Source organism: Frondihabitans cladoniiphilus (assembly GCF_039544345.1).
Taxonomy (GTDB): Bacteria; Actinomycetota; Actinomycetes; order Actinomycetales; family Microbacteriaceae; genus Frondihabitans; species Frondihabitans cladoniiphilus.
In genome coordinates this window covers 466,814-490,766 of record NZ_BAABLM010000005.1, presented here as the reverse complement: position 1 = coordinate 490,766, position 23,953 = coordinate 466,814, and the positions used below count along the sequence as shown (strand labels likewise).

The window sequence follows — 23,953 nt, the reverse complement described above, 5'->3', positions numbered from 1 at the left end:
GCCCGGGCCGGGGTCGTGGCAGGGCGCGGGCCCGGGCATCCCCCGCTCTCGCCGCCTCCGCCTTTGCTAGCCTCGCGCCATGGCCACTCCCGACTTCGTCCTGGACCTCCGCGAGAAGATCGGGACGGCGCCGCTCTGGCTGTCCGGGGTCTGTGCCGTGGTGGTTCGCCCTGGGCCGGACGGCGGCGGTGTTGGAACCGAGGACGGGGCCGGGGCCGGGGCCAGTGCGGGGACCGCTGCCGACGAGGTGCTGCTGGTGAAGCGGTCGGACACCGGCGCCTGGACGCCTGTGACGGGCATCATCGACCCGGGCGAGGAGCCGGCTGTAGCGGGTCGCCGCGAGGTGCTCGAGGAGGCCGACGTCGAGGCCACCCCGGAACGACTCGTGCTCGTGCAGGTCACGGCACCGGTGACGTACGACAACGGCGACCGGAGCCAGTACCTGGAGCTCGTCTTCCGATTCCGGTACGACTCCGGCACGCCGTTCCCGGCCGACGGGGAGAACACGGAGGCGCGCTGGTTCTCCGTCGACGCCCTGCCGGCGATGAGCGAGGCGATGATGCGCGGGGTCCGGGCCGCTCTGGAGAATCGCGCCGAGGCGGTTTTCGCGAGCTGACGCGGGCCTCGGATCGTCCGTCGACGAGGTGTCAGCCGCGCACGTCGTGCAGGTGGTGGATCGGGTCGTGCACGAAGTAGCGGGCCAGCGTCTCGACCGTGAAGTGGCTGCCGTCGGAACGCAGGCCGCGGCGCCCGAGCTGCGAGTCCTCGACGCCGTCCAGCAGGTCGGCGACCGCCTCCGCCGCCTCCAGGAGATCGGCCACGACCTCCAGCGGCTCCTGGGAGGCGTAGTCGTCGTCGACGGCGGTGGCGTCCTGGTCCCAGTTGGCGAAGGTCGGGTCGTCCTCCGCGAGCATGAGCTCGAAGCGTCCGGTGTTGACGCGGAAGACGTCGCGCACGTGGGCACCGTACTCGAGCGGCGACCAGGTCGAGTCGTCGGGGCGCAGCCGGACGTCGGCCCGATCGAGGACCTCCGGCCACGCGAGGGCGTTCTCGCGCAGCAGGGTGGGGATCTCGCGGAACGTCACGGTCGTGGAGTCGAAGCCGCACTCGGGGCAGCGCTCGTCCAGGATCCAGGTCCAGCTCTTCGTCTCGGGAATGATCGGCATGGCACGACAGTAGCGATCCACGGGCCGAAGGACGAAAGTGGGGCCATGGACACCCCAACTCGAACGAAGACGATCGAATGGCAGGATCCGCTCGTCGGGGCGGAACTCGCGAAGAGCATGTCGGGGCTGGCGTTCCTCGAGGCGCTGGTCGAGGGCCGCATCCCACCCCCACCGATTCTGGCTTTGATGAACCTGCGCGCGGTCTCGGCGGAGTTCGGCCGGGTGGAGTTCGCCTGCACTCCCGACGAGTCGCACTACAACCCGATCGGAACCGTGCACGGCGGGTTCGTCTGCACGGTGCTCGACTCGGTGCTCGGCTGTGCGACGCAGACCACGCTGCCGGAGGGGCAGGGTTACACGTCGCTGGAGATCAAGGTGAGCTACCTGCGGCCGGTCCTGGCGGACACGGGCGAGCTGCGAGCGATCGGGGTCGTGACGAAGCCCGGGCGGCGGGCTGCGTTCGCGGAGGGGCGGGTCGAGGACTCCGAGGGGCGGCTCGTGGCGACGGCGACCGGGACGCTGCTGGTCTTCCCGCACTGACCTCGCGGCGCCGGCCTCTCTGCGCCCGGGCCGCTGTGCCGGCTGGCGTCTGTGTGTGCCGGCCTGCCGCGCGCCCTGGCTTCGGCGAGCCCCGGCCTCTTCGCCCGTGCTGCCCCCCTCCCGTCGGCAACTCAGGCACCCTGTCGCGCGGCACCCCGCTGCCGCCGCACCCGCTCCCCGTCGCGACCACCTGCCTGAGTTGCCAACCGCACCCCGCCGAGCGGCCGGTGCCTCTCGACCGGCAACCCTCCCCTACCCGGCCGGGCTCGCCGCTCCACGCGCCTGCCGCCCCGGTCGGCAACTCAGGCACCCGGTCGCCCGCTACCCCGCTGCCGCCGCACCCGCTCCCCGCCGCGACCACCTGCCTGAGTTGCCACCCGCACCCGGCGGACGGCGGCCGCTCGCCCGAGCCTCCGCCCTGCGCCACTCGACCGGCGGCCCGTCGTGGCGCCGCTCCCGTGTCCCCAGGGCACCGCCGGCGCCCTGCGCTGGCAACTCAGGCACCCGGTCGCGCGGCACTTCGCCTGCGGCGCACCGGCCCCGCCCGGAGACCCACCGCCTGAATTGCCGACACCACCTCCGTCGAGGCGTGCGGCGCGATAGGTTCGACGTGGGGCCTTTTCTGGGAGGGCCTCGTCGACCCGGGAGAAAACTGCGCGTGAAAAAGTCCAAGCGGTCAGCCGAGCCCGACCCGATCGACCCCGAGGTCGTTCGTGTCGCCGTCGCCGACGGGCTGCTCATCGCTCGGTCCGCGGCGACCATCGGTGTCGCGAACCGGATCATCATGCGCGCCCTCCGCGAGCAGGAGCCGTTCGACCGCGGCGAGACCAGTGCGGCCGCCCGCGACGAGCTCGGCCGTCTCGCCAGCGAGCAGGAAGAGCTCGCCGAACGGATGATCGACACCCGGAGCCGGGCGCTCAAGTCCCGCGGACGCTCGAAACACCAGTTCGACTACCGGCCGGACGACAACTCCGCCCTGGCGCTCCGCCAGACCATCTACTCCACCATCGGTACCGAGTTGAGGGCGCTGACCGAAGACGAGGGCTACATCTTCGACATCGTGACGTCGGCCCGCGACCGCGCCTGGAACGACATCGGGTCGGCCGTCGTGTCGCAGGTGTCGGCAGCCGAGGTCAAGCCCGACGGCGACTACGACTCCCTCCGCGACGAGCGCATCCGTCAGCTGCTCGACGTCGATCTGGCGGGCCTGCTGAACTCGGGCGGCGACCCCGCCTGACGCATCGGGGGATGCACCCGCCCCCGTCGGCCGGAAGCCCCCGCCCCCGTCGGCCGGATGCCCCGGCGACCGGATGCCCCGGCGACCCCGCCTGCGTTCTCGGGCCCTCTAGTCCTGTGCTGCGCGACTCCAGGACACGCCGCTCACGTTCGAAACTGAGCAGCGTGTTCTGGAGTCGGGGCGGGGCGGACAGGCGGCCGACTCCAGAACACACGGACTTCCGAGAACATGAGCGGCGTGTTCTGGAGCCAGCCGCCGGGCGCCGCCGAGCCGAACAGCACCGCACCGCACCGCACCACGCCGCATCCGAGCCACCCCGGCCCCACATGCGAAGGCCCCACACACGAAGGCCTCAACACACGAGCGCCTCAGCACACGAGAGCCTCAGCACACGAGAGCCCCGCACAGAAGGCCCCCACGCCAGAGGCCCCACGCACGAAGGCCCCGCCCACCGGGTCATCGGTGGACGGGGCCTTCGTCAGGAGGTGCGGGCGGCTACTGCTCAGGCCTGGGGCGAACCCGAGGCGGCAGCGGTGACGGGGCTCTCGGCCTTCTCGGGCGCCGGAGCGGCGTCCGGGCCGGACGAGTCCGTCGAGCGGGAGGGCACGTGCTGCGAGCCGACCTCGACACCGTGGAACGTGCGGAGGATCTCGATCGTGTCCTCGATCTCGCCGTCGCGCACCTCGTCGTCCCAGCCGAGCGACGTCGCGAGGACCCCGGCCAGCTCGGTGAGGAGCTCGATGGTGACGCCGCCGACGAACGCGATGTTCGTGCGACGGAGGACCACGTCGATCAGGTGCACGGCGTCTTCGCGCTCGGCGAAGTAGGCGATCTCGGCGCTCGTGAACGTCGGGTCGCTCGTCAGGGCCTCGGACGGCTGGTCGATGAGTGTCTGGATGACGTTCTCGGCGCGGGTGCCGTAGCGGGAGAGGAGACGGTCGACCTGGTCACGCTCGAGGCCGTTCAGGTGGTCGGTGATCCAGCGGGCGCGGTCGCCCGGGAGGACCGGGAAGTCCTTGCCGCCGCCGATCGGCATGCCGGTCGTGTCGACCGTGCGCTGCACGCCGAGGCGCGTGGTGGCCTCGGTCGACAGGTGAGCGGAGAGGGCGCGGAACGTGGTCCACTTGCCGCCGACGAGCGACAGCACCTTCGACTTGGGCAGCGCCGCGACCTCGGTCTCGACGATGCGGTAGTCGCGCGACACGAAGCCGGCGGCGAGGTCGTCGTGCTTCGGCAGCGGACGGACGCCCGAGTAGCGGTACACGATGTGGTCGCGGGTGATCGAGATGCTCGGGAAGACGTGCTTCACCAGGTCGAAGAAGTAGTCGACCTCTTCTTCGGTGCAGATCGCCGGCTGCGACATGTCGGCCTCGAGGTCGGTCGTGCCGATGAGCACGCGCCCCTTCAGCGGGTAGATGAGCACGATGCGGCCGTCGTTGTTCTCGAAGAACAGCTCGCGACCGTTCGTGGCCTTGAGCAGCTCGGGGCTGTCGACGACGATGTGCGAGCCCTTGGTGCCGCCCATGTACTGGGACTCGGCGCCGAAGGCCTTGTTGGTGAGGTCGGTCCAGGGGCCGGAGGCGTTGACGATCACGTCGGCGGTCACGACGAACTCGGTGCCGGACTCGACGTCGCGGAGGAGGACGCCGCCGTCGCGGGTGCCGACGGCCTCGACGTAGTTGGCACTGCGGGCCTTGGACGTGGATCCCTCGCCCTGACCGGCCGCGAGGCCGTCCTTCAGGACGTCGAGAGCGAGACGCTCGGGCTCGTGCACGGAGGCGTCGTAGTAGGTGCCCGTGTACTTGAGGTTCTTGTTGAGGGCGGGCATGTCCTTCAGCGCGGCCTTGCGCAGGCGGAAGACGTGCTTCGGCACGGTGCCGCCGTCACGAGAGAAGGAGTCGTACAGCGTCATGCCGATCTGGATCAGCAGGGCGCCGCGCTCCTTGGTGGAGCGCTGCTTGTGCGTGAGCATGCGCAGCGGCGCGTTCATGATGCCGGAGAACGTGGAGAAGATCGGCATCGTCGTCTGAAGCGGCTTGACGTAATGCGGCGCGATCTTGAGCAGACCGTTGCGCTCCTCGACCGACTCGCGGACCAGGCGGAACTCGCCGTTCTCGAGGTAGCGGATGCCGCCGTGGATCATGTGGGAGGAAGCAGCCGACGCACCGGAGGCGTAGTCGTTGCGCTCGACCAGGATGACGTCGACGCCCTGCAGCGCGAGGTCGCGGAAGGTGGCGATTCCGTTGATGCCACCACCGATGATGAGCACCTGAGCATTCGGCCGCTCGTGGATGCGGGAGACGTTGTCACGCACTTCTGAAGTCTTCTTCGACGTAGTCACTGGCCTGTCGCTTTCACTGTCGTTGTGGGGTTGCACCGGTGAGCCAGATCGGTGTGGTCTGAATGGGCAACTGCAGTCATACTTGTCGCGTGCGCGCATGTGGTCAAGAGCGCTGCACATACGTGCACCGAGACTTCCGAACCCTCCTTGGAGAACCCCGAATGACCTCTCTCGAGGCGACACCGTCCGACCGGATCCAAGACGCTCTCCGTGCATCCCACCTCTATTACTTGCAGGACCTCACGATGGAGGCCATCGCCCGCGAACTCGGCACCTCGCGCTCGTCCGTCTCGCGGTTGCTGAGTTTCGCGCGGGAGACCGGCCTCGTCGACATCCAGATCCGCTCGCCCCTCGACCAGGCCACGGTCATCGGCGACGCGCTGCATCGACGGTTCAACATCACCGCGCACGTCGTGCCGGTGCCCGACCAGACCAGCGACGTCGACCGGCTCGACCGGGTGGCCCTGTCGGCTGCACGAATTCTCACCCAGTTCATCGACTCGAACATGGTCGTGGGGGTCGCCTGGGGATCGACGATGAGCGCGATCAGCCGCTACCTCGCCCCGAAGCCCACGCACGGCTCGGTCATCGTGCAGATCAACGGCGCCGCCAACCCGCGCACGACCGGCATCGTCTACGCGAGCGAGATCCTGCGGCGGTTCGGCGAGGCGTTCGGCGCCACCGTGCAGCAGTTCCCGGTGCCGGCGTTCTTCGACGACCCCGAGACCAAGGTGGCCCTCTGGCGCGAGCGCAGCACCCGCCGCGTGCTCGACCTGCAGGACCAGATGGACGTCGTCGTCTTCGGAGTCGGCTCGCCCCGCGCACTGGTGCCCAGCCACGTCTACGCGGGCGGATACCTCGAGAAGGAGGACCACGAGAGCCTCGTCCACGACCGCGTCGTCGGCGACGTGGCGACCGTCTTCTACCGGGCCGACGGATCGTCCTCCGACATCATGCTGAACTCCCGAGCCACCGGCCCCGACCTCGCAGTCATCCGGGCCACTCCGCGCCGGGTCTGCATCGTGGCGGGCGACTCGAAGACGGCGAGCCTCCGCGGGGCCCTGGCCGCCCGACTCATCACCGACCTGATCGTCGACGAGAGCACGGCGCGGGCGCTGCTCGAGAGCTGACGCCGCGGGGCTGCGGCGCCGTCGGGGCTGCGCCGAGACACGAGAGCGCGGGATGCACGGCCCCGCGTCAGAGGACGGTCTCGCCCAACGGATCCGAGTCGACGGCCTCGGCCAGGGCATCCCCGCCGATCGGCTCGCCCTGCCACCGCACCACCCGCCACCCGTCGGACGGCGACCCGTCGAGCTCGACGACGCCGGTGTTCTCGAGCCGATGCGCCGCGGAGAACGCCGGATCGAGGTTCTCCGTGCGGCCGCCGAGCCAGACGCGCATCGCCCCCGCGTGGCTGACGACCACCACCACGGCATCGTCGCCATGGGTCGCGTGGACCTGCGCGAGCGACCCGTCGAACCGGGCTAGGAAGTGCGTGCCGTCGTAGGCGCCGGGAATCGTCGCCCCCAGGTCGCCCTGCGCCCAGCGGCGGATCGGCGCGAGGTAGGCCGCCATCGACTCCGAGTCGGTGCTGCCCTCGAAGTCGCCGGCCTCGATCTCGTGGGTGCCGTCGAGCTGGACGATCGGCAGGTCGAGCAGTCGGGCGAGGGGCTCGATGGTCTGGGTGGTCCGCACGAGGGTGGAGACGTAGACGCCGTCGAGCGGGCGTCCCTGCAGGTGCTCGTCGACGAAGACGGAGGCCAGGGCATCCGCCTGCTCTCGCCCCAGGGCGGTCAGCGACGGGCCGGGCGCGACGGTGGAGAGCTCGCCCCCGGCGTTCGCGGTGGTCTGGGCATGACGGACGAGGAGGATGCGCACCTCGCCAGGATACGCCGCACCCGTCGCCGACATGCAACGTCGCATGCAGCCTTGCATGCAAGCGCTAGAATGAGCCCGTGACCGTCTTGACCCCGACCGACCCCTCCGGCGCGGCCGCCCCCGGCAGCACCGCCGACCGCGCCTACGCCCTCACCAAGGCCCGCATCATCCGCGGCGACCTGCCGGGCGGCACAGCCATCAGCGAGAACGTCGTCTGCCTCGAGCTCGGCATGAGCCGCACGCCCGTGCACGAGGCGTTCCTGCGACTCGCCGCCGAAGAGCTGCTGACGCTCGAGTCGCGCAAGGGCGCCGTGGTGCGGCCGATGTCCCCGAGCGAGGCCGACGACGTGGTCGAGATGCGCGAGGCGATCGAGTCGGCTGCGGCTCGCCGGGTGGTCAGAGAACGTGGGCAGGATGCCCTGCTCCCCCTCCTCCGAGACCTCCTCACGCGGCAGGCCGCCGCCCTCGCGGCCGACGACGTCGACGCCTTCGTCGAGGCCGACGACGAGTTCCACACCGCCGTCGTCGAGGCCTCCCGCAACCCGATCGCGGCCCACTTCAGCCGGTTGCTGCACGACCGCGCCCAACGGCTCCGGCATCACCTGATGCGCATCCAGCCCTCGCACCTCCACACCAGCTTCGCCGACCACCGCGAGCTCGCGGACGCCCTCGAGGCTGGCGACGGCGACGCCTACGCCGCCGTGCTGGGCCGCCACGTCGAGGTGCTGCGGGGCCTGCTGTGAGCGCCGTCGACACGCAGCCCGACACCGGATCGGTGCGGCTGCCCGCCCCGTCACGGGAGGCGAAAGGGCGCGGAACGCGGGATCCCCGTCCCGTCCGCTCCACACGACTCGCCCCCTGGGCCCGCGTCTTCGGAGCCGTCTTCGCCATCTCGTGGGGCGGCAACCAGTTCAGTCCGCTGCTGCTGATGTACGAGAACCGCGACCACTACTCGTCGGTGCTGGTCAACGGGTTCCTCGGCATCTACGTGCTCGGGCTGGCTCCCGCCCTGCTCATCGCCGGGTCGCTCTCCGACCGGCACGGCCGCAAGCCGATGACCCTGATCGGGCTGCTGCTCGCGGTGATGGGCAGCGGGATCCTCGCTCTCGGCCCACTGGGGCCGGAGTTCCTCCTCGTCGGCCGCCTGTTCTCGGGCCTGGCGGTCGGGGTGGCCATGGCCGTCGGGACGAGCTGGATCAAGGAGCTCTCGCAGGCGCCGCACGACCCGAAGGCGGACGTGTCGTCGGGGGCGAGGCGCGGATCCCTCGCCTTCACACTGGGTTCCGGTCTCGGCGCGCTCGTCGCGGGACTCATCGCGCAGTGGGGGCCGATCCCCGAGGTGCTGCCCTTCGCGATCCACATCGTCGTCGCGATCGTCTTCGCGCTCATCGTGTGGCGCGCGCCGGAGTCGCACACGTCCGGCGGCGTGACCGGGCCCTGGTACCGCCAGTTGAGCGTCCCGTCGTTCCGTCACCGGCGCTTCATCCGTGTGGTGATGATCTCGTGCCCGTGGATCTTCGCGGGGGCCGCCATCGCCTACGGCTACCTGCCGACGCAGCTCCGCGGGGCCACCGGCTCGTGGGGGCTGGTGTTCGCCACGGCGGCCACCGTCATCGCGCTGGGGGTCTCGTCGGCGATCGCGCCGCTGTCGCGCCGGGTCCACTCGTCGTCCAGTGCCCGCGGGCTCGCGGCGATGGTGCTTTTGACGGCGATCGGCCTGGTGCTCGTGATCGTCGCGATCCGGCAGCAGTCGGTCGTGCTCGGCCTGGGCGCCAACGTGGTGATCGGCTTCGGCATGGGGTTCGGGCTCTTCTCCGGGCTGCAGGAGGTGCAGACGATCGCGGGCAAGCGCGACCTCGCCGGCCTGACCGGCATCTTCTACGCCTTCGCGTACCTCGGCTTCCTGGCACCGGTCGTCATCGCGGCGCTGACCGTGCTCGCCTCGGTCTCGGTGATCCTGACTGTCTTCGTGGGGCTGGCCGTGGTGTCGTTCGTGCTGGTGCTGGTCTCGTTCCGCAAGCACCTGCCGGAGGCCCTCGAGGTCTGAGCCTCGGGGCGCCGCCCGTTCGCCGCCGCAGGGACGGCCTCGCAGCGGCGGCACCTCAGGGTTTACGCGCTCGTTACAACCCATTCACGCCCCCGGAACACGCAGCCGCCTCCCAGCCGCTGCAATGGTCCCCTCATATCCCTTCCCCGCGAGGAGACCTCCGATGGCGAACACGAGCACCCCGAGCGGCGTGACCTACACGGCCGCCGACACGAACTACTTCGAGAAACGCACCCTCAAGCGCACGGCCGGCTTCTGGGGCATCTGGGGCATCGGCATCGCGGCGGTGATCTCGGGCGACTTCTCCGGCTGGAACGCCGGCATCACGAGCGCGGGCTGGGGCGGGCTGCTGATCGCGAGCGCGGTGGTCGTGGTGATGTTCTTCGGCATGATCTTCTCGATCGGCGAGATGAGCGCCGCGATGCCGCACACCGGCGGCGCCTATTCGTTCGCGCGGGCCTCGATGGGGCCGTGGGGCGGGTTCGTCACCGGGCTCGCGGAGACCCTCGAGTACGTGCTGACGACGGCCGCGGTCGTCTACTTCTCGGCCGGCTACGCCGACGCGATCTTCCACGACCTGACGGGGTCGAGCCTTCCGCAGTTCGTCTGGTGGGGGATCCTCTACCTCGTGTTCATCGGATTGAATTCGCTCGGCTCGAGCATCTCCTTCAAGTTCGCTCTCGTCGTCGCCCTCATCTCGCTGGCCGTGCTGGTCGCCTTCGCACTGCTGTCGGCGTTCTCCGGCAAGCTCGACTTCGGCTCCCTCTTCGACGTGAAGCCCGACGCGGGCATGACGAGCTTCCTGCCGCACGGAGTCCTGCCGATCTTCTTCGCGCTGCCGTTCGGCGTCTGGCTGTTCCTCGGGATCGAGGAGCTGCCGCTCTCCGCCGAGGAGGCGCACAACCCGTCGAAGGACATCCCCAAGGCGAGCGTCTGGGGTCTCGTCACGCTCGTCGCATGCGGCGCCATCGTGCTGGTGCTGAACCCGGCCGTGCTCGGCGGGACGGCTGCGGGAGCATCGGCCGAACCCCTGCTCGACGGGTTCCGGGCGATCATCCCGAACGACAAGATCGCCGCAATCCTCTCCGCGTTCGCCCTCGTCGGCCTGCTCGCCTCGCTGCAGGGGATCATGTTCGCCGCCGGCCGCAACATGTACTCGCTCTCGCGGGCGGGCTACTACCCGCGCGGCCTCTCGATCACCGGCAAGCGCCAGACCCCGGTCATCGCCATCGTCGTCGCGTCCCTCCTCGGCTATGCGGCCCTCGTCGTCGCCGAGCTGTCGACGCCGGGCGGCGGAGGCGGCATGGTGCTCAACATCGCGGTGTGGGGCGCGGTCGTGTCGTACATGCTGCAGATGGTGTCGTTCCTGCTCCTGCGTCGGAAGTACCCGAACGCGAAGCGGCCGTACAAGTCGCCGTGGGGCATCACGGGCGCGGTGATCGCCGGAGTGATCGGGCTCGCCATCTTCATCGGCGAGATCCTCAACCCGGCGTTGACGAGCGCGATCGTGATCATGCTGATCGTCTACGCCGTGGGCCTGATCCTGTTCGCGTTGGTCGGGCGGAAGAACCTGGTGCTCGCGCCGGAGGAGGAGTACGCGCTGTCGGGCGGCCTGCACCGCGACCCGCAGACGGAGGGCTACGACGTGATGGAGGCGGAGGTGCGGTCGGCCGAGGCGGCGCGGGAGTCCGACCTGGTCTAGCGGGCGCGGACCACGCCGTAGGACGGGAACGGAGCGGGCCGCCCTACCCGGCGGCCCGCTTCCACCGCGCTCCGTACCGCCGGAGGCTGATGCGCGTGCGGTCGGCCCGGAAGAAGTCGTGCGAGAACTCGATCGGCGTCTCGGAGGCGTCGAAGGCCGTGCGCCAGATCTCGAACAGCGGCGCCCCGGCGGCCACTCCGAGCACCGCGGCCTGGGCCGGGGTCGCCGCCGTCACGTCGATCGTCTCGTCGGCGTGGGTCAGCTCGATCCCGTAGTCGCGGGCGAGGATCCGGTAGACCGACTCGCTGAGGTCGCGCTGCTGGAACCCCGCCAGCACCCGCATCGGCAGCACCATCGTGTCGAGCGACAAGGGCACGCCGGCCGCATCCCGCCGTCTCTGCAATCGGAACACGTTGTCACCCTCGGCGAGCGCCAGGCTCCGCTGCTCCGAGGGCGAGGCCACTCCGACCCCGCTCGCCAGCACTTCCGTGTGCGCGACGAACCCCTGCTGCCGCAGCAGGTCGGGAACGCCCTGCAGTGTGTTTAACTGCCGCTCGATCTTGCCGTCGGCCACGAACACGCCCCCGGCTCGCCCCATGGTCCGGCGGACCAGCGACGCGGCCTCGAGCTCCTCCAGGGCCTCTCGGAGCGCCGAGCGCGGCACGCCGAACTGCTCGGCCAGGGCCCGTTCCGAGCCGATCCGGTCACCGACGCGCAGCTCCGCGCGGGCGATGAGGGCGCGGATGCGCTGGCCGAGCTCCGAGGGGTCGCGCGCCATCCGCCTAGACCCCGAGTGCGGTCAGCGACGCGTCGAGCGCCTCGACGAGCCGAGGCACGTCGGTCGACCGGAACGCCAGCGGCGGCCGCAGCTTCAGCACGCTGTTGTTCGGTCCGCAGACGCTGGTGAGCACCCGTCGGTCGCGGAGCTCCTCGAGCAGGTCGAGCGCCACCGCCGAGGACGGGGTCTTGGCCTCCCGGTCCGACACGATCTCGACCCCCGTATACTGCCCCGATCCTCGAACGTCTCCGAGCGCGGGATGCACGCCCTGCAGCTCGCGGACGGCTGCGCGCAGCTCGTGCCCGACCTCGAGCGCCTGCCGCTGCAGCCCTTCGTCGCGGATCACGTCGAGCACGGCCTGCGCCGCCGAGATCGCGACCGGGTTGCCGCCGAACGTGTTGAAGTACGGCCGCTTCAAGCTGAACGCCTCCAGCACCTCGCGCCGGGCAGCCATCGACGCCACGGGGAACCCGTTGCCCATCGGCTTGCCGGTCGTGACGAGGTCGGGCACGTAGTCCGCTCGTTCGAATCCCCAGAAGTGGGTGCCGGTGCGGCCGAAGCCGGGCTGCACCTCGTCGGCGATCACGACGCCGCCGTGGGCGTGCACCAGGTCGACGGCGGCGGCGATCATGCCGGGCTCGCCGAGGAAGATGCCGTCCGACGAGAACGACGAGTCGATGATGAGCCCGGCGAAGCCGTCGCCGGACGCCTCGATGTCGGCGATCGCCTCGGCCACTCGGGCGGTCCACCAGGCCCCGGCGCCCGCGGCGGTCCCGTCGCCCAGGCGGTACGTGTCGGGCGCCTCGATCACCCGCAGCGCCGGATCCATCTCCTCCGCGCCCGTCAGCGAGGGCGAATGCGCCGACACCAGCGCCGTGTTGCCGTGGTAGGCCTCAGCCGTGGCGATCCACGCCTTGCCTCCGGTGAACTCCCGGCCCACCCGCAACGCTAGGTCGTTCGCCTCCGAGCCGGTGCAGACGAACATGATCTGATCGACGGCAGACGGCATGGTCGACAGCAGGTCGTCGGCGTAGTCGAGGATCTTCGGGTGCAGGTAGCGCGTGTGCGTGTTCAGCTCCGACATCTGCTCCTGAACGGCCGCGACGACGGCGGGATGCGCGTGCCCCACGCTCGGGACGTTGTTGTACAGGTCGAGGTACTCGTTGCCTTCGGCGTCCCACGCATGCGCCCCGCGCCCGCGCACGAGCTCGACGGGGTGTCGGTAGAAGAGGCGGTAGGAGGCGCCCAGCACCCGGCGGCGCTCGGTCAGCGAGCGGGTGCGCGGGTCGAGCCCCTCGGCGTCGGACGCCTTGAAGCTGTTGCCGTCGAGGATCGATGCGGTGTTCGTCATGCCGGTTCCCGTCGCTCGTCGAGCGGAGCGCGCTCGAAAGGTGGATCTCCATTCTCGGGGGCCCGAGTGGACGTGCAGGCGGCTCGTGTTGCGGCGACGTTACCAATCGGGGGGCCCGTGTGAATGGCCGGTAACGGATCGGGCCGGGCACGTGCATCCCGCCGTCTTTGCCCCTACGGTCGGCGCATGACCACGACGACCACCGGCTCGCTCGCCTCGTTCGACCACGTCGCCCGGGGCGACGCCGCACCCGGCTGGGTGCACGACGGGGTCTGCCGGGCCTGGGGCCTCGACGCAGGGGCCACGGCCGTGACGCTGATCGCGGTGTCGGAGAACGTGACGTTCAAGGTGACGGTGGCGGGGCATCCCACGCTCGTGGTCCGTCTCGGCCGGCCCGGCTACGCCGAGAGCGTCGAGCACGTGCGGAGCGAACTGGTGTGGGTGGACGCCCTGCAGAAGGACGTGGGCGTGCCGACGCCGTCGCCGCGGACCGGGGTCGACGGCGACTTCGTGCAGTTCTTGACGGACGAAACGGGTGCCGCGTGGACGGCGGTCGCGTTCGACTTCGTGCCCGGGACGATCCTGGAGGAGAGCCTCGACTTCGACGGCGACGGGTTCGCTTCGCACTTCGTGGAGATAGGGCGCGTGACGGCGCAGCTGCACGAGCACGCGCGCGGCTGGCAGGTGCCGGCGTCGTTCCGCCGCTTCGCCTGGAACTACAGCGACATGGTCGGTCCGACCGCCCGGTGGGGCACCTGGGGCGACGCTCCCCTCGGCGACTCGGATCGGGCGGTCGTGCAGGCCGCCGAGACGCGTGCCCTCGAGCTGCTGGCCGCGGTGGACCCCTCGCCGGAGCACTGGGGGCTGATCCACGGCGACCTCCGACCGTCGAACGTGATGACCGCCCCGTCGGTCGCGGGCGGCTCGTCTTCGGGCGGCTCGTCCTCGGGCGGCTCGTCGGTTTCGGGCGGTTCGTCGGTTTCGGGCGGTTCGTCGGCTGCGGGCGGCTCGTCTTTGGGCGGCTCGTCTTCGGGCGGCTCCGGTGAGCTCACGATCATCGATTTCGACGACTGCGGCTACGGCTGGTTCCTCTACGACTTCGGGGCGGCGCTGACCTTCTACGAGCACCGTCCGGCCGCGCTCGAGATGGGGGCGCGCTGGCTCGACGGCTACCGGTCGGTCGCCCCGCTCTCGGCAGCCGACCTGGCCACGGCGGGCGCCCTGTCGATGATGCGACGGCTGACGATGCTCGGCTGGGCGACGACGCACCGTCCCGACGCGCTTCCGGCCGACCTCTGGGACGAGAACCTGCCCGGCACCGTCGAGTGCGCGGCGCGGTTCGTGGCCGACCCGCTCTGGTTCGTGCGCGGCTGAGCCCTGCGCGGGCGTCTGCCGCGTGGTGCCCGCATCCCCCGCTCCGGTTCTCGCGCCCTCGTTCTCGGGCCCCCGCCGCTCGCGCCCCCACCCCTCACTTCTCGCGCCGCACCCTGGTGTCGCAAATGTCGAGCGATCCGCCTCCGGCGGCGCGGCGGGGCCCGCACCTTCGCGGCGCTCCCGACAGGACGCTCGCGATTTGCGACACGCAGGCTCGGATTGTCTGACAATCTGCTAGATTGCCTGACAAATGTCCTTCGTCGAAGTCGCCCGCATTCCCGCCACCGTAGCCCACGAATTGCGCGACGACGTGCTGGCCGTGCGGATCCGTCCCGGCGACGCCGTCACCGAGGCCGCCGTGTCCGCGCGCTTCGGCGTCTCCCGCCCCACGGCGCGCATCGCCATCGACCAGCTCGTCGGCGCCGGCCTGTTGCGTCGCGAACCGAACCGAGGCGCTCGCGTTCCCGCCCTCAGCCGCGCCGACATCGTCGACCTCTACGACAACCGGGCCCTCGTCGAAGGGGCGGCTCTGGCCGCTCTCGCCGGCCTGGGTTCCGTGCCGCCCGACGCCGTTCGGAGCAACCGCGCCCTCGCCGAAGCACCCGACGACGCCCCGTTCGCGGCCGACGACATCGCGTTCCACCGCGCCCTCGTCGTGGCCCAGTCGAGCCCCCGGCTGACGAGGATGCACGACTCCCTCATGGGCGAGATCGAACTCTGCATCGGCCAGGTCCAGGCGAACGCGCTCTGGCGTCCCGCCGACATCGCCGCTCAGCACGCTCGCGTGCTCGACGCCGTCGTCGCGGGCGACCCGGCGCTTGCGGCCCGGCTCGTCCGCGAGCACATCCTGACCTCGCGCGACCGGCTGCTCGAGCACGTCGACCGAGCTCCACACCCTTCTCCTTCTTCCTGACGCCCCGACCTATTCCGACATCACGACCGCCCTGAGCCTGGAGGCCCTGCAATGACGCAACGACAGCTACCGAAGCCCGCCGATCTCCTCGAGTACCTGCAGTTCAAGAAACCGAACCTCGACCTCAAGGCCAACCGGCTCGCCTCGGCGCTCACGATCGCCGACCTCCGCATGATCGCCAAACGTCGGACCCCGAAGGCCGCGTTCGACTACACCGACGGCTCGGCCGAAGGGGAGATCTCGATCACCCGCGCTCGCCAAGCTTTCGAGGACGTCGAGTTCCACCCGGGCGTGCTGCGCGACGTCGCAAACGTCGACACGACGGCCACCGTGTTCGGGGCGGCGTCCGCGATGCCGTTCGGGATCGCGCCGACCGGCTTCACGCGCCTGATGCAGACGGAGGGCGAGATCGCCGGAGCCGGTGCGGCTGCGGCAGCGGGCATCCCCTTCTCCCTTTCCACGCTCGGCACCTCGTCGATCGAAGACGTCAAGGCGGCCAACCCCACGGGCCGCAACTGGTTCCAGCTCTACGTGATGCGACAGCGCGAGATCTCGTACGGCCTCGTCGAGCGGGCCGCCGCCGCCGGGTTCGAGACCCTGTTCTTCACGGTCGACACCCCCGTCGCCGGTGCTCGACTGCGTGACAAGCGGAACGGGTTCTCGATCCCACCGCAGCTCACGCCCAGCACCGTGATCAACGCGATCCCGAGGCCGTGGTGGTGGATCGACTTCCTCACCACACCCAAGCTCGAGTTCGCCTCGCTCGCTTCCACCGGCGGCACCGTCGGCGAACTCCTCGACTCGGCGATGGACCCGTCGATCAGCTTCGAGGACCTCAAGGTGATCCGAGAGATGTGGCCCGGCAAGCTCGCCATCAAGGGCGTGCAGAGTCTCGACGACGCCAAGAAGTTCGCCGACTTCGGGGTCGACGGCATCGTGCTGTCGAACCACGGTGGACGCCAGCTCGACCGGGCGCCGATCCCGTTCCACCTCTTGCCGCAGGTGGTGCGGGAGGTCGGGAACGACCTCGATGTGATCGTCGACACCGGCATCATGAACGGCGCGGACATCGTGGCGTCCATCGCGCTCGGGGCGAAGTTCACGCTGATCGGGCGCGCCTACCTCTACGGGCTCATGGCCGGCGGGCGAGCCGGAGTCGACCGAACGATCGCCATCCTGTCCGACGAGATCGTCCGCACGATGAAGCTGCTCGGCGCGCACTCGCTGGAGGAGTTGACGCCCGCGCACGTGACGCAGCTCGAGCGGTTGGCGCCGCGCGCGCGGTCGTAGCGGCGCGCGCGGTCGTAGCGGCGCGCGCTCCGCTGGGCTCTCTCGCGCGTGCTCCCGCTGCCGTCGAGAATTCAGGAAAACAGTCACTGGGCCCCGCCACGAAGCGCTGACCGGCGGGTGCGGACTGTCAGGTTCCCGAATTGTCGACACCCCGCGCCTCCCAGCAGCAGGCGACGGCTCCGGTCGGCAACTCAGGCGTTCTGCCGCGGGCTGCCGCTCGGCGGCAGCAGCTGCCCAGGACGAGCGCCAGATTCCCGAATTGTCGACAGGGCACGATCACCAGCCGACACGCGCGTCTTCTGTCGGCAACTCAGGCAGGCAGTCACCGGGCCCCGCCATGCGCCCGCAGTCACCCGGCCCGGCGCACAGATTCCTGAATCGCCGACACGGGGGCCGAACTCGAACCGAGTCCGCCGTCCGAGCCGGGCCAGCCCCCCGGGCCCAGCCACCCCTTCGTCCGTGACCCGGCCGCCCCGTCCCCGCCGTCGGCAACTCAGGCAGGCAGTCACCGGGCCCCGCCGCGCGCCCGCAGTCACCCGGCCCGGCGCCCAGATTCCTGAATCGCCGACACGGGGGCCGAACTCGAATTGAGGCCGCCATCCGAGCAAGCGCGGCCGGCCAGAAGGAGCCCGGCCAGCCCCCGCATCCCACCCGCCCCCTGGCCGGCTGTCGGCAATTCAGGCGCCTGGCGCCGCAACGGCGCGCCTCGCCGTGGGGCAACATCGCGACGAGCATGACGTCCTGAATTGCCGACGCGACGAGCACGGGCGGACGACGAATGACTCGCGAGCAGCGCGAGCAGCGAGCACAGCAGCGGCGGCACGCGCGCAAGCACGGCAGCGGCAGCACGCCGACAACTCAGGCTGAACAACGCGCGCGAGGCCCCCACGAGGCCGAGCGCGCCATCCGTCCTGAGTTACCGCCGCGCCGCAGCAGCAGGCTCGTACCGCACCGGCGGGAACGCCTCCCGCACGAGCGCCCGAAGCGCCTCCAGCGACGACGACTGCGGCAGCAGCCCGGCCGCCCGTGCCTGGACGAGCACGTTCCCGATCGCCGTCGCCTCGACCGGCCCGGCCAGCACGACGCGGCCGGTCCGTTCCGCCGTCAACCGGCAGAGCAGCTCGTTCTGCGATCCCCCGCCGACCACGTGCACCGTGGTGATGGTCCGCCCCGACACCCGCTCCGCCTCGTCCAACGTCACGGCGTAGGCCGCGGCCAGCGACTCCAGAATGCTCCGCACCACTTCGGCCTGCGACGCCGGCGGCTCGACGTCATGCTCGACGCACCACGAGCGGATGCGGGACGGCATGTCACCCGGCGGGGTGAATCGCTCGTCGGACGCGTCGAACACGGCGACGGGACGCGTGACCTCGGCCGCCGCCGCGAGAAGGGTCGCGAGATCGCTCGCGCGCGTGGCGTCGGTGGACGACGACCCGGGCGCGGCCGAAGCGGAGGCACGGGCATCCCACGTGCGCATCGATTCGGACAGCAGCCAGAGACCCGAGATGTTCTTCAAGAAGCGGATGCGGTGGTCCACCCCGCCCTCGTTGGTGAAGTTCGCCGAACGGGCGGCATCGGTCACGACGGGCGCCGACAGCTCGACCCCGACCAGCGACCAGGTGCCGCTCGAGATGTAGGCCGCGTGCTCGTCTTCGAGCGGGACCCCGACGACGGCGGAGGCCGTGTCGTGCGAGCCGACCGCCGTCACGGGCACCGAACCGAGCCCAGCAGAAGTGGCGAAGGCCGGCAGGAGTGCGCCGACCGACGTTCCGGGGTCGACGAGAGGCGCGAAGAGAGAACGGGGGATGCGCGTCCCGGCGAACAGCGAGGGCTCCCACTCCCCCGACACCGCCGACAGCAGCCCCGTCGTCGAGGCGTTCGTGCGTTCGGTGACGTCGACGCCGGTCAGCCAGCGTCCGATCAGGTCGGGTACGAGGAGGGCGCGGTCGGCCGTGTCGAGGGTGCCGACGGCCTGGTCGGCGGCGAGCTGGAAGATCGTGTTGAACGGAAGGTGCGCCAGGCCGGTGCGGCGGTAGAGCTCGTCGGCCGGGATCGCGGCGTGGACGGTGGCGACGCCGAGGGCCGTTCGCTCGTCGCGGTAGTGGTAGGGCAGGCCGACGAGGCTACCCTGCCGCAGCAGGCCGTAGTCGACCGCCCAGGAGTCGACGCCGATCGACACGAGGTCGGCCGAGCGGCCGGCCTGGGCGAGGCCGTCGCCGATCGCGCTCCAGAGGCCGAGCAGGTCCCAGTGGAGGCCGGGGGCTCCCCCGCTCTCGGGCACGGTCACCGGGCGGTTCGGGAACCGCGCGACGTGCTGCAGACGCAGCTCGCCCGGCCCGACGTGGCCGAGCACGACGCGCCCGCTCGTCGCACCCAGGTCGACCGCGGCGACGGAACCGGAGCGCCCTCCAGCCCCAGGGCGTGCCCCCGCCCCGGAGTGCCCTCCAGCCCCAGGCCACGCACCGGAACCGACACCGGGCGTCATCGCAGGAACGCCGCGGCGACCCCTGCATCGACCGGGATGTGCAGCCCCGTCGTGTGCGAGAGGTCGCCGGCGGTCAACACGAAGACGGCGTTGGCGACGTTCTCCGGCAGCACTTCGCGCTTCAGCAGGGTCCGCTGGGCGTAGTAGGCGCCGAGCTCCTCCTCGGGCACGCCGTAGACCGCGGCGCGCTTGGCTCCCCACCCTCCGGCGAAGATGCCGGAGCCGCGCACGACGCCGTCGGGGTTGATGCCGTTGACCTTCACGCCGTACTCGCCGAGCTCCGCTGCGAGCAGGCGCACCTGGTGGGCCTGGTCGGCCTTGGTCGCGGAGTAGGCGATGTTGTTCGGGCCGGCGAAGACGGAGTTCTTCGACGAGATGTAGATGATGTCGCCGCCGAGCTCCTGGTCGATGAGCACCCGGGCAGCAGCCCGCGAGACGAGGAACGAGCCCTTCGCCATCACGTTGTGCTGCAAATCCCAGTCGGCGACGGTCGTCTCCAGCAGCGACTTCGACAGCGAGAGGCCGGCGTTGTTGACGACGAGGTCGAGGCCGCCGAACGCGAGCAGCACCTGCTGGATCCCGGCATCGATCTCGTCCTCGCTGGTGACGTTCGCCTGCACTCCGATCGCGACGTCGGTCGAGCCGAGCTCGGCCGCGGCGGCCTGTGCCTTCGCGAGGTCGAGGTCGGCGATCGCCACCACGGCCCCCTCGTGGGCGAGACGGGTGGCGATGGCCTTGCCGATGCCCGAGGCGGCGCCGGTGACGAGTGCGATCCGGCCGGCGAGCGGCTTCGGCGCGGGGCGGCGGGCGAGCTTTGCCTCTTCGAGCGCCCAGTACTCGATGCGGAACTTCTCGTGCTCGTCGATCGGCGCGTAGGTCGAGAGCGACTCGGCGCCGCGCATCACGTTGATCGCGTTGACGTAGAACTCGCCCGCCACCCGGGCGGTCTGCTTGTCGGCCCCGTAGGAGAACATCCCGACGCCGGGGATCAGGACGATCGCCGGGTCGGCCCCGCGGATGGCGGGCGACGAGGGGGTGGCGTTGCGGTCGTAGTACGCCTGGTACTCGGCTCGGTACTCGTCGTGCAGCTCGCGCAGACGGGCGATGGACTCCTCGACGGTGGCCGTGCCGGGCAGGTCGAGCACGAGCGGCTTGACCTTCGTGCGCAGGAAGTGGTCGGGGCACGAGGTGCCGAGGGCGGCGAGACGGGGATGCTCGGCCGACGCCAGGAAGTCCAGCACCTCGGGGCTGTCGGTGAAGTGCCCCACCTTGACCTCGTCGGTGGAGACCAGCCCGCGCAGGACCGGGGCGAGGGCCGCGGCCTTCTCGCGCCGTGCATCCTCGCTCAAGGCCTCGTAGCCCGCGAGGGCGGCACCGAACGGGGCCGGCCGGCCGTGCGAGGCGATGTAGGCGGCGGCGGTCTCGATGATCCAGAGCGAGTTGCGTTCCGCTTCGTCCGACGTGTCGCCCCAGGCGGTGATGCCGTGGCCGCCCAAAATCGTGCCGATCGCCTCCGGGTTCTGCTTCTTGATCGCGGCGATGTCTTCGCCGAGCTGCCAGCCCGGCCGGCGCCAGGGCACCCACACGACCTTGTCGCCGAAGATCGTGTCGGTCAGGACCTCGCCGTCGGCAGCGGTCGCGATGGCGATCCCCGAGTCGGGGTGCAGGTGGTCGACGTGCGCGGCGTCGACGAGACCGTGCATGGCCGTGTCGATCGACGGGGCCGCACCGCCCTTGCCGTGCAGCGTGTAGTCGAACGCGGCCACCATCTCGTCCTCGCGGTCGACACCCGGGTAGACGCCGCTCAGGGCACGGAGGCGGTCGAGCCGGAGCACCGCGAGACCGCTCTCTTTCAGCGTGCCGAGGTCACCGCCGGACCCCTTCACCCAGAGCAGCTCGACCGGCTCGCCCGTGACCGGGTCGATCTCGGTGCCCTTCGCCGAGGTGTTGCCACCGGCGTAGTTGGTGTTGCGCGGGTCGGAACCGAGGCGGTTCGAGCGGGCGATGAGGTCCGCCGCAGCGGACGCGGTGCTGGTGGTGGTGTCGGTCACAGGATCTCCAGGTCGAGAGCGGAAAACGGGGGATGCACGGGGTCGCTCAGGCGCTCCACGAAAGCTGCTTGCCGCCCACGCGCTCGGCCGCCAGCTTCCCCTGGTGGCCGGACTCGGCGTACGCCTTCATCGGGTCGGCCGGCAGCCCGCGCCCTTCGCGCCATTCGGCCAGCGCCGGCCGCACGTCGGTGTAGAACGCGTCCATCAGGACGCCGTTGGCACCGAGCACGTCGTGGGCGGCCTGCGCCGCCTCGAGGGCCGGGCGATCGACGAGCAGCGCGCGGGCCGTCATCTCCTGCACGTTCAGCACCGAGCGGATCTGGCCGGGGATCTTGTCCTCGACGTTGTGGCACTGGTCGAGCATGAACTGCACCGGGGAGTCGACCTCGAGGCCGCCGCCGTTGATGACCTCGAAGAGGATGCGGAAGAGCTGGAACGGGTCCGCGGCCCCGACGATCAGGTCGTCGTCGGCGTAGAACCGCGAGTTGAAGTCGAACGACCCGAGCTTGCCGAGGCGCAGGAGCTGCATCACGATGAACTCGATGTTCGTGCCGGGTGCGTGGTGGCCGGTGTCGAGGCAGGTGTAGGCCTTGTCGCCCAGCACGCTCACCTGCGCGAAGCTGGTCCCCCAGTCGGGAACGTCGGTGTGGTAGAACGCCGGCTCGAAGAACTTGTACTCGAGCACCATCCGCTGGTCGTCGCCGAGGCGGTCGTAGATCTTCGCGAGCGACTCGGCGAGGTGGTCCTGCCGGGCCCGCAGCGAGTCCTGACCGGGGTAGTTGGTGCCGTCGGCGAGCCAGATCTTGAGGTCGCGGCTGCCGGTGGCGTCCATCACGTCGAGGCAGCGGAAGTGGTGGTCGACCGCCTTCTGACGGATGGCGGGGTCGGAATGCGTCAGGCTGCCGAACTTGTAGTCGTCCTCCTGGAAGGTGTTCGAGTTGACCGTGCCGAGCTGCACGCCGAGACCCTCGGCGTACGAGCGGAGGGCGGACCAGTCGTCCACCAGGTCCCACGGGATGTGGAGCGCCACGGCGGGAGCCAGCCCCGTCAGCTCGTTCACTTTGGCCGCGTCGGCGATCTTCTCCTCCGGGGTCCGGGGCGTGCCCGGCGTGCCGAACACCTTGAAACGGGTCCCGGAGTTGCCGAAGGCCCAACTGGGCAGTTCGATCGCCTGGCGTTCCAGGATCGGTGCGATGTCGGCGAACGTGGTCATTCGAAGTCTCTTTTCGTGAGCGGGGAGCCAGCGTGAGCGGGAGGTCAGGGTGACCCGGGGAGTCAGCGTGAGCGGGGAGTCAGGGGGTGGCGAGCGCGGCGAGCTGCGTCTCGAGGTGGAACACGCGCGGGAGCGCGGTGACGGGCGAGTCGGTCTCGGCGAAGTACGGCGCCATGGACGCCTGCCACTTCGCGTCGACGTCGGTGGCGGCCATCGCGGCCTGTGCCGCCTCGAAGTCCACGGTGTCGAGGACTCCGACGACGAGGCCGGTCTCCTCCTCGAGGAACAGCGAGTAGTCGTTCCAGCCGGTCGCCTTCAGCGCCTCGAGCATCTCGGGCCAGACGGCCTCGTGTGCCGTGCGGTACTCGTCGAGCCGATCCGGCCGCACGTGGAGGAGGAAGCAGATCCGATGCATGGGGCTCCTTCGTGGGGCCGGGCCCGTGCCGGAGCGACACGGGCCCGAACCGGGTCAGAAGTTGTACTTGTCGATGTTCGACGAGTCGAAGGCGGTGGGGCCGCCGACGATCACGGTGTTGTCGGCGCCGACCTTCAGAGTGCCGAGCGAGCCGGCCTTGAAGGTGTCACCGGACTTGCCGGTGATGGTGCCGGCGACGAGGGCCTTGGCCGCGTAGACGGTGGCCTGACCGATCTTGGCCGGGTCCCAGAGCGCGAACTCCTTGACGGTTCCGTCTTTCACGTACTGGCGCATCTGGTTCGGCAGGCCGAGACCGGTCAGGATGACCTTGCCCTTGTACGACGAGGTGGAGAGGTAGCGTGCCGTCGCCGCGATGCCGACCGTCGTGGGCGAGATGATGCCCTTCAGGTTCGGGTACGACTGCAGCAGACCCTGGGCGACCTGGAACGACGTCGTGTCGTCGTCGTTTCCGTAGACCGTGGTGACCAGCTTGATCTTGGAGTAGGTCGGGTTCGACGCGAGCTCCTGCTTCATGTACTGGATCCAGGAGTTCTGGTTGGTCGCGTTGGCCGTCGCGGACAGGATCGCGATCTCGCCCTCGTTGTTGATCTGCTCCGCCATCTGCTTCAGCTCGATCAGCGCGACGTCTTTCGCGTTGACCTGGTTGATGAAGAGGCTGCGGCAGTTCTTGTCGGTGTCGGAGTCGAAGGTGATGATCTTCGCGCCGCCGGCCTTGGCCTGGTTCAGGGCCGAGCACACCGCGTTGGGGTCGTTGGCCGCGATGGCGATCACGTTGGTGTGCTTCTGGGTCAGCGTGTTGATGTAGCTGACCTGCGACGACGCGCTGGCCGTGTTCGGGCCGACGACGGAGTAGGTGTCGCCGGTGGCCTTGGCTGCGTCCTTCCCGCCGCCGAGTTCGACGTCGGTGTACGGGTTGTTCAGCTGCTTCGGGACGAAGGCGATGCTGATGTGCTTGCTGGCGGATCCGCCCGAACTGCCCGAACCGGCACAGCCGGTCAGGGCGAGAAGGGCTGCTGTGGATGCTGCGGCGATGACCAGGACCTTCCGCGATCGGGACAGGGTCCCTCCCGCAGCGTTGCGAGACAACTTCATTGTTCTTCCTCTCTGGTGGAACGACGCCAGGTGCCGGGCGTCGCAGGTGTCACGACGCG

20 protein-coding genes are annotated in these 23,953 nt (G+C 70.4%); 10 read left to right on the top strand and 10 right to left on the bottom strand.

Going from position 1 to position 23,953, the window contains the following annotated elements; genetic code table 11:
- Positions 1–79: 79 nt before the first annotated feature.
- Positions 80–616, top strand: coding sequence for an NUDIX hydrolase (locus ABEA39_RS14165; protein WP_345376562.1), 537 nt, complete (start codon positions 80–82; stop codon positions 614–616).
- Between the two features lie 31 nt (positions 617–647).
- Here ABEA39_RS14165 and ABEA39_RS14160 read toward each other — a convergent pair whose 3' ends face one another.
- A complete protein-coding gene (locus ABEA39_RS14160; protein WP_345376561.1) occupies positions 648–1,166 on the bottom strand; it encodes a DinB family protein in 519 nt (172 codons plus the stop codon).
- 45 nt (positions 1,167–1,211) lie between these two features.
- Here ABEA39_RS14160 and ABEA39_RS14155 point away from each other — a divergent pair, with 45 nt between their 5' ends.
- Together ABEA39_RS14155 and ABEA39_RS14150 are read left to right on the top strand one after the other, a co-directional pair.
- Positions 1,212–1,706 carry a PaaI family thioesterase gene (locus tag ABEA39_RS14155; RefSeq protein ID WP_345376560.1) on the top strand — a complete coding sequence of 165 codons (495 nt, stop codon included), beginning with the start codon at positions 1,212–1,214 and terminating at the stop codon, positions 1,704–1,706.
- Between the two features lie 658 nt (positions 1,707–2,364).
- Entirely contained in the window at positions 2,365–2,943 is a 579-nt protein-coding gene (locus tag ABEA39_RS14150) for a hypothetical protein (RefSeq protein WP_345376559.1), read from the top strand.
- Between the two features lie 502 nt (positions 2,944–3,445).
- Here the strand turns inward: ABEA39_RS14150 and ABEA39_RS14145 are convergent.
- A complete protein-coding gene (locus tag ABEA39_RS14145) occupies positions 3,446–5,284 on the bottom strand; it encodes a glycerol-3-phosphate dehydrogenase/oxidase (RefSeq protein WP_345376558.1) in 1,839 nt (612 codons plus the stop codon).
- A 161-nt stretch (positions 5,285–5,445) separates the two neighbouring features.
- Here ABEA39_RS14145 and ABEA39_RS14140 point away from each other — a divergent pair, with 161 nt between their 5' ends.
- On the top strand, positions 5,446–6,414 hold the full coding sequence (locus tag ABEA39_RS14140; RefSeq protein ID WP_345376557.1) for a sugar-binding transcriptional regulator: 969 nt from the start codon (positions 5,446–5,448) through the stop codon (positions 6,412–6,414).
- 67 nt (positions 6,415–6,481) lie between these two features.
- Here the strand turns inward: ABEA39_RS14140 and ABEA39_RS14135 are convergent, their stop codons facing one another.
- On the bottom strand, positions 6,482–7,162 hold the full coding sequence (locus ABEA39_RS14135; protein ID WP_345376556.1) for a histidine phosphatase family protein: 681 nt from the start codon (positions 7,160–7,162) through the stop codon (positions 6,482–6,484).
- 77 nt (positions 7,163–7,239) lie between these two features.
- Here ABEA39_RS14135 and ABEA39_RS14130 point away from each other — a divergent pair, with 77 nt between their 5' ends.
- The 3 genes from ABEA39_RS14130 (at position 7,240) to ABEA39_RS14120 (ending at position 10,911) form a co-directional block, all read left to right on the top strand.
- Complete coding sequence (locus ABEA39_RS14130) at positions 7,240–7,905, top strand: GntR family transcriptional regulator (RefSeq protein ID WP_345376555.1); 666 nt, start codon at positions 7,240–7,242, stop codon at positions 7,903–7,905.
- Complete coding sequence (locus tag ABEA39_RS14125; RefSeq protein WP_345376554.1) at positions 7,902–9,209, top strand: MFS transporter; 1,308 nt, start codon at positions 7,902–7,904, stop codon at positions 9,207–9,209. The genes ABEA39_RS14130 and ABEA39_RS14125 overlap by 4 nt, the downstream gene beginning before the upstream one ends.
- Positions 9,210–9,372: 163 nt before the next feature.
- Positions 9,373–10,911 (top strand): amino acid permease, encoded by a 1,539-nt coding sequence (locus ABEA39_RS14120; protein WP_345376553.1) that lies wholly within the window; start codon positions 9,373–9,375, stop codon positions 10,909–10,911.
- A 43-nt stretch (positions 10,912–10,954) separates the two neighbouring features.
- Here ABEA39_RS14120 and ABEA39_RS14115 read toward each other — a convergent pair whose 3' ends face one another.
- Both ABEA39_RS14115 and ABEA39_RS14110 read right to left on the bottom strand, forming a co-directional pair.
- Positions 10,955–11,689: a GntR family transcriptional regulator gene (locus ABEA39_RS14115; protein WP_345376552.1), complete on the bottom strand. Its 735-nt coding sequence runs from the start codon at positions 11,687–11,689 to the stop codon at positions 10,955–10,957.
- 4 nt (positions 11,690–11,693) lie between these two features.
- Positions 11,694–13,040, bottom strand: coding sequence for an aspartate aminotransferase family protein (locus ABEA39_RS14110; protein WP_345376551.1), 1,347 nt, complete (start codon positions 13,038–13,040; stop codon positions 11,694–11,696).
- A gap of 186 nt (positions 13,041–13,226) precedes the next feature.
- Between ABEA39_RS14110 and ABEA39_RS14105 the strand changes: the two genes are divergently transcribed.
- The 3 genes from ABEA39_RS14105 (at position 13,227) to ABEA39_RS14095 (ending at position 16,617) form a co-directional block, all read left to right on the top strand.
- A complete protein-coding gene (locus ABEA39_RS14105) occupies positions 13,227–14,414 on the top strand; it encodes a phosphotransferase enzyme family protein (protein WP_345376550.1) in 1,188 nt (395 codons plus the stop codon).
- Between the two features lie 250 nt (positions 14,415–14,664).
- Complete coding sequence (locus tag ABEA39_RS14100) at positions 14,665–15,327, top strand: GntR family transcriptional regulator (protein WP_345376549.1); 663 nt, start codon at positions 14,665–14,667, stop codon at positions 15,325–15,327.
- A 51-nt stretch (positions 15,328–15,378) separates the two neighbouring features.
- Complete coding sequence (locus tag ABEA39_RS14095) at positions 15,379–16,617, top strand: alpha-hydroxy acid oxidase (protein WP_345376548.1); 1,239 nt, start codon at positions 15,379–15,381, stop codon at positions 16,615–16,617.
- 916 nt (positions 16,618–17,533) lie between these two features.
- Here ABEA39_RS14095 and ABEA39_RS14090 read toward each other — a convergent pair.
- The 5 genes from ABEA39_RS14090 to rhaS form a co-directional block, all read right to left on the bottom strand.
- Positions 17,534–19,102, bottom strand: a complete 1,569-nt coding sequence (locus tag ABEA39_RS14090) for a rhamnulokinase (RefSeq protein ID WP_425556979.1) — start codon at positions 19,100–19,102, stop codon at positions 17,534–17,536.
- Positions 19,099–21,153, bottom strand: a complete 2,055-nt coding sequence (locus tag ABEA39_RS14085) for a bifunctional aldolase/short-chain dehydrogenase (RefSeq protein WP_345376547.1) — start codon at positions 21,151–21,153, stop codon at positions 19,099–19,101. The genes ABEA39_RS14090 and ABEA39_RS14085 overlap by 4 nt, the downstream gene beginning before the upstream one ends.
- A gap of 46 nt (positions 21,154–21,199) precedes the next feature.
- Positions 21,200–22,366 carry an L-rhamnose isomerase gene (gene rhaI, locus ABEA39_RS14080; RefSeq protein ID WP_345376546.1) on the bottom strand — a complete coding sequence of 389 codons (1,167 nt, stop codon included), beginning with the start codon at positions 22,364–22,366 and terminating at the stop codon, positions 21,200–21,202.
- Between the two features lie 79 nt (positions 22,367–22,445).
- Positions 22,446–22,781 carry an L-rhamnose mutarotase gene (locus ABEA39_RS14075; protein WP_345376545.1) on the bottom strand — a complete coding sequence of 112 codons (336 nt, stop codon included), beginning with the start codon at positions 22,779–22,781 and terminating at the stop codon, positions 22,446–22,448.
- 54 nt (positions 22,782–22,835) lie between these two features.
- Positions 22,836–23,894 (bottom strand): rhamnose ABC transporter substrate-binding protein, encoded by a 1,059-nt coding sequence (gene rhaS / locus ABEA39_RS14070; RefSeq protein WP_345376544.1) that lies wholly within the window; start codon positions 23,892–23,894, stop codon positions 22,836–22,838.
- Between the last annotated feature and the right edge of the window lie 59 nt (positions 23,895–23,953).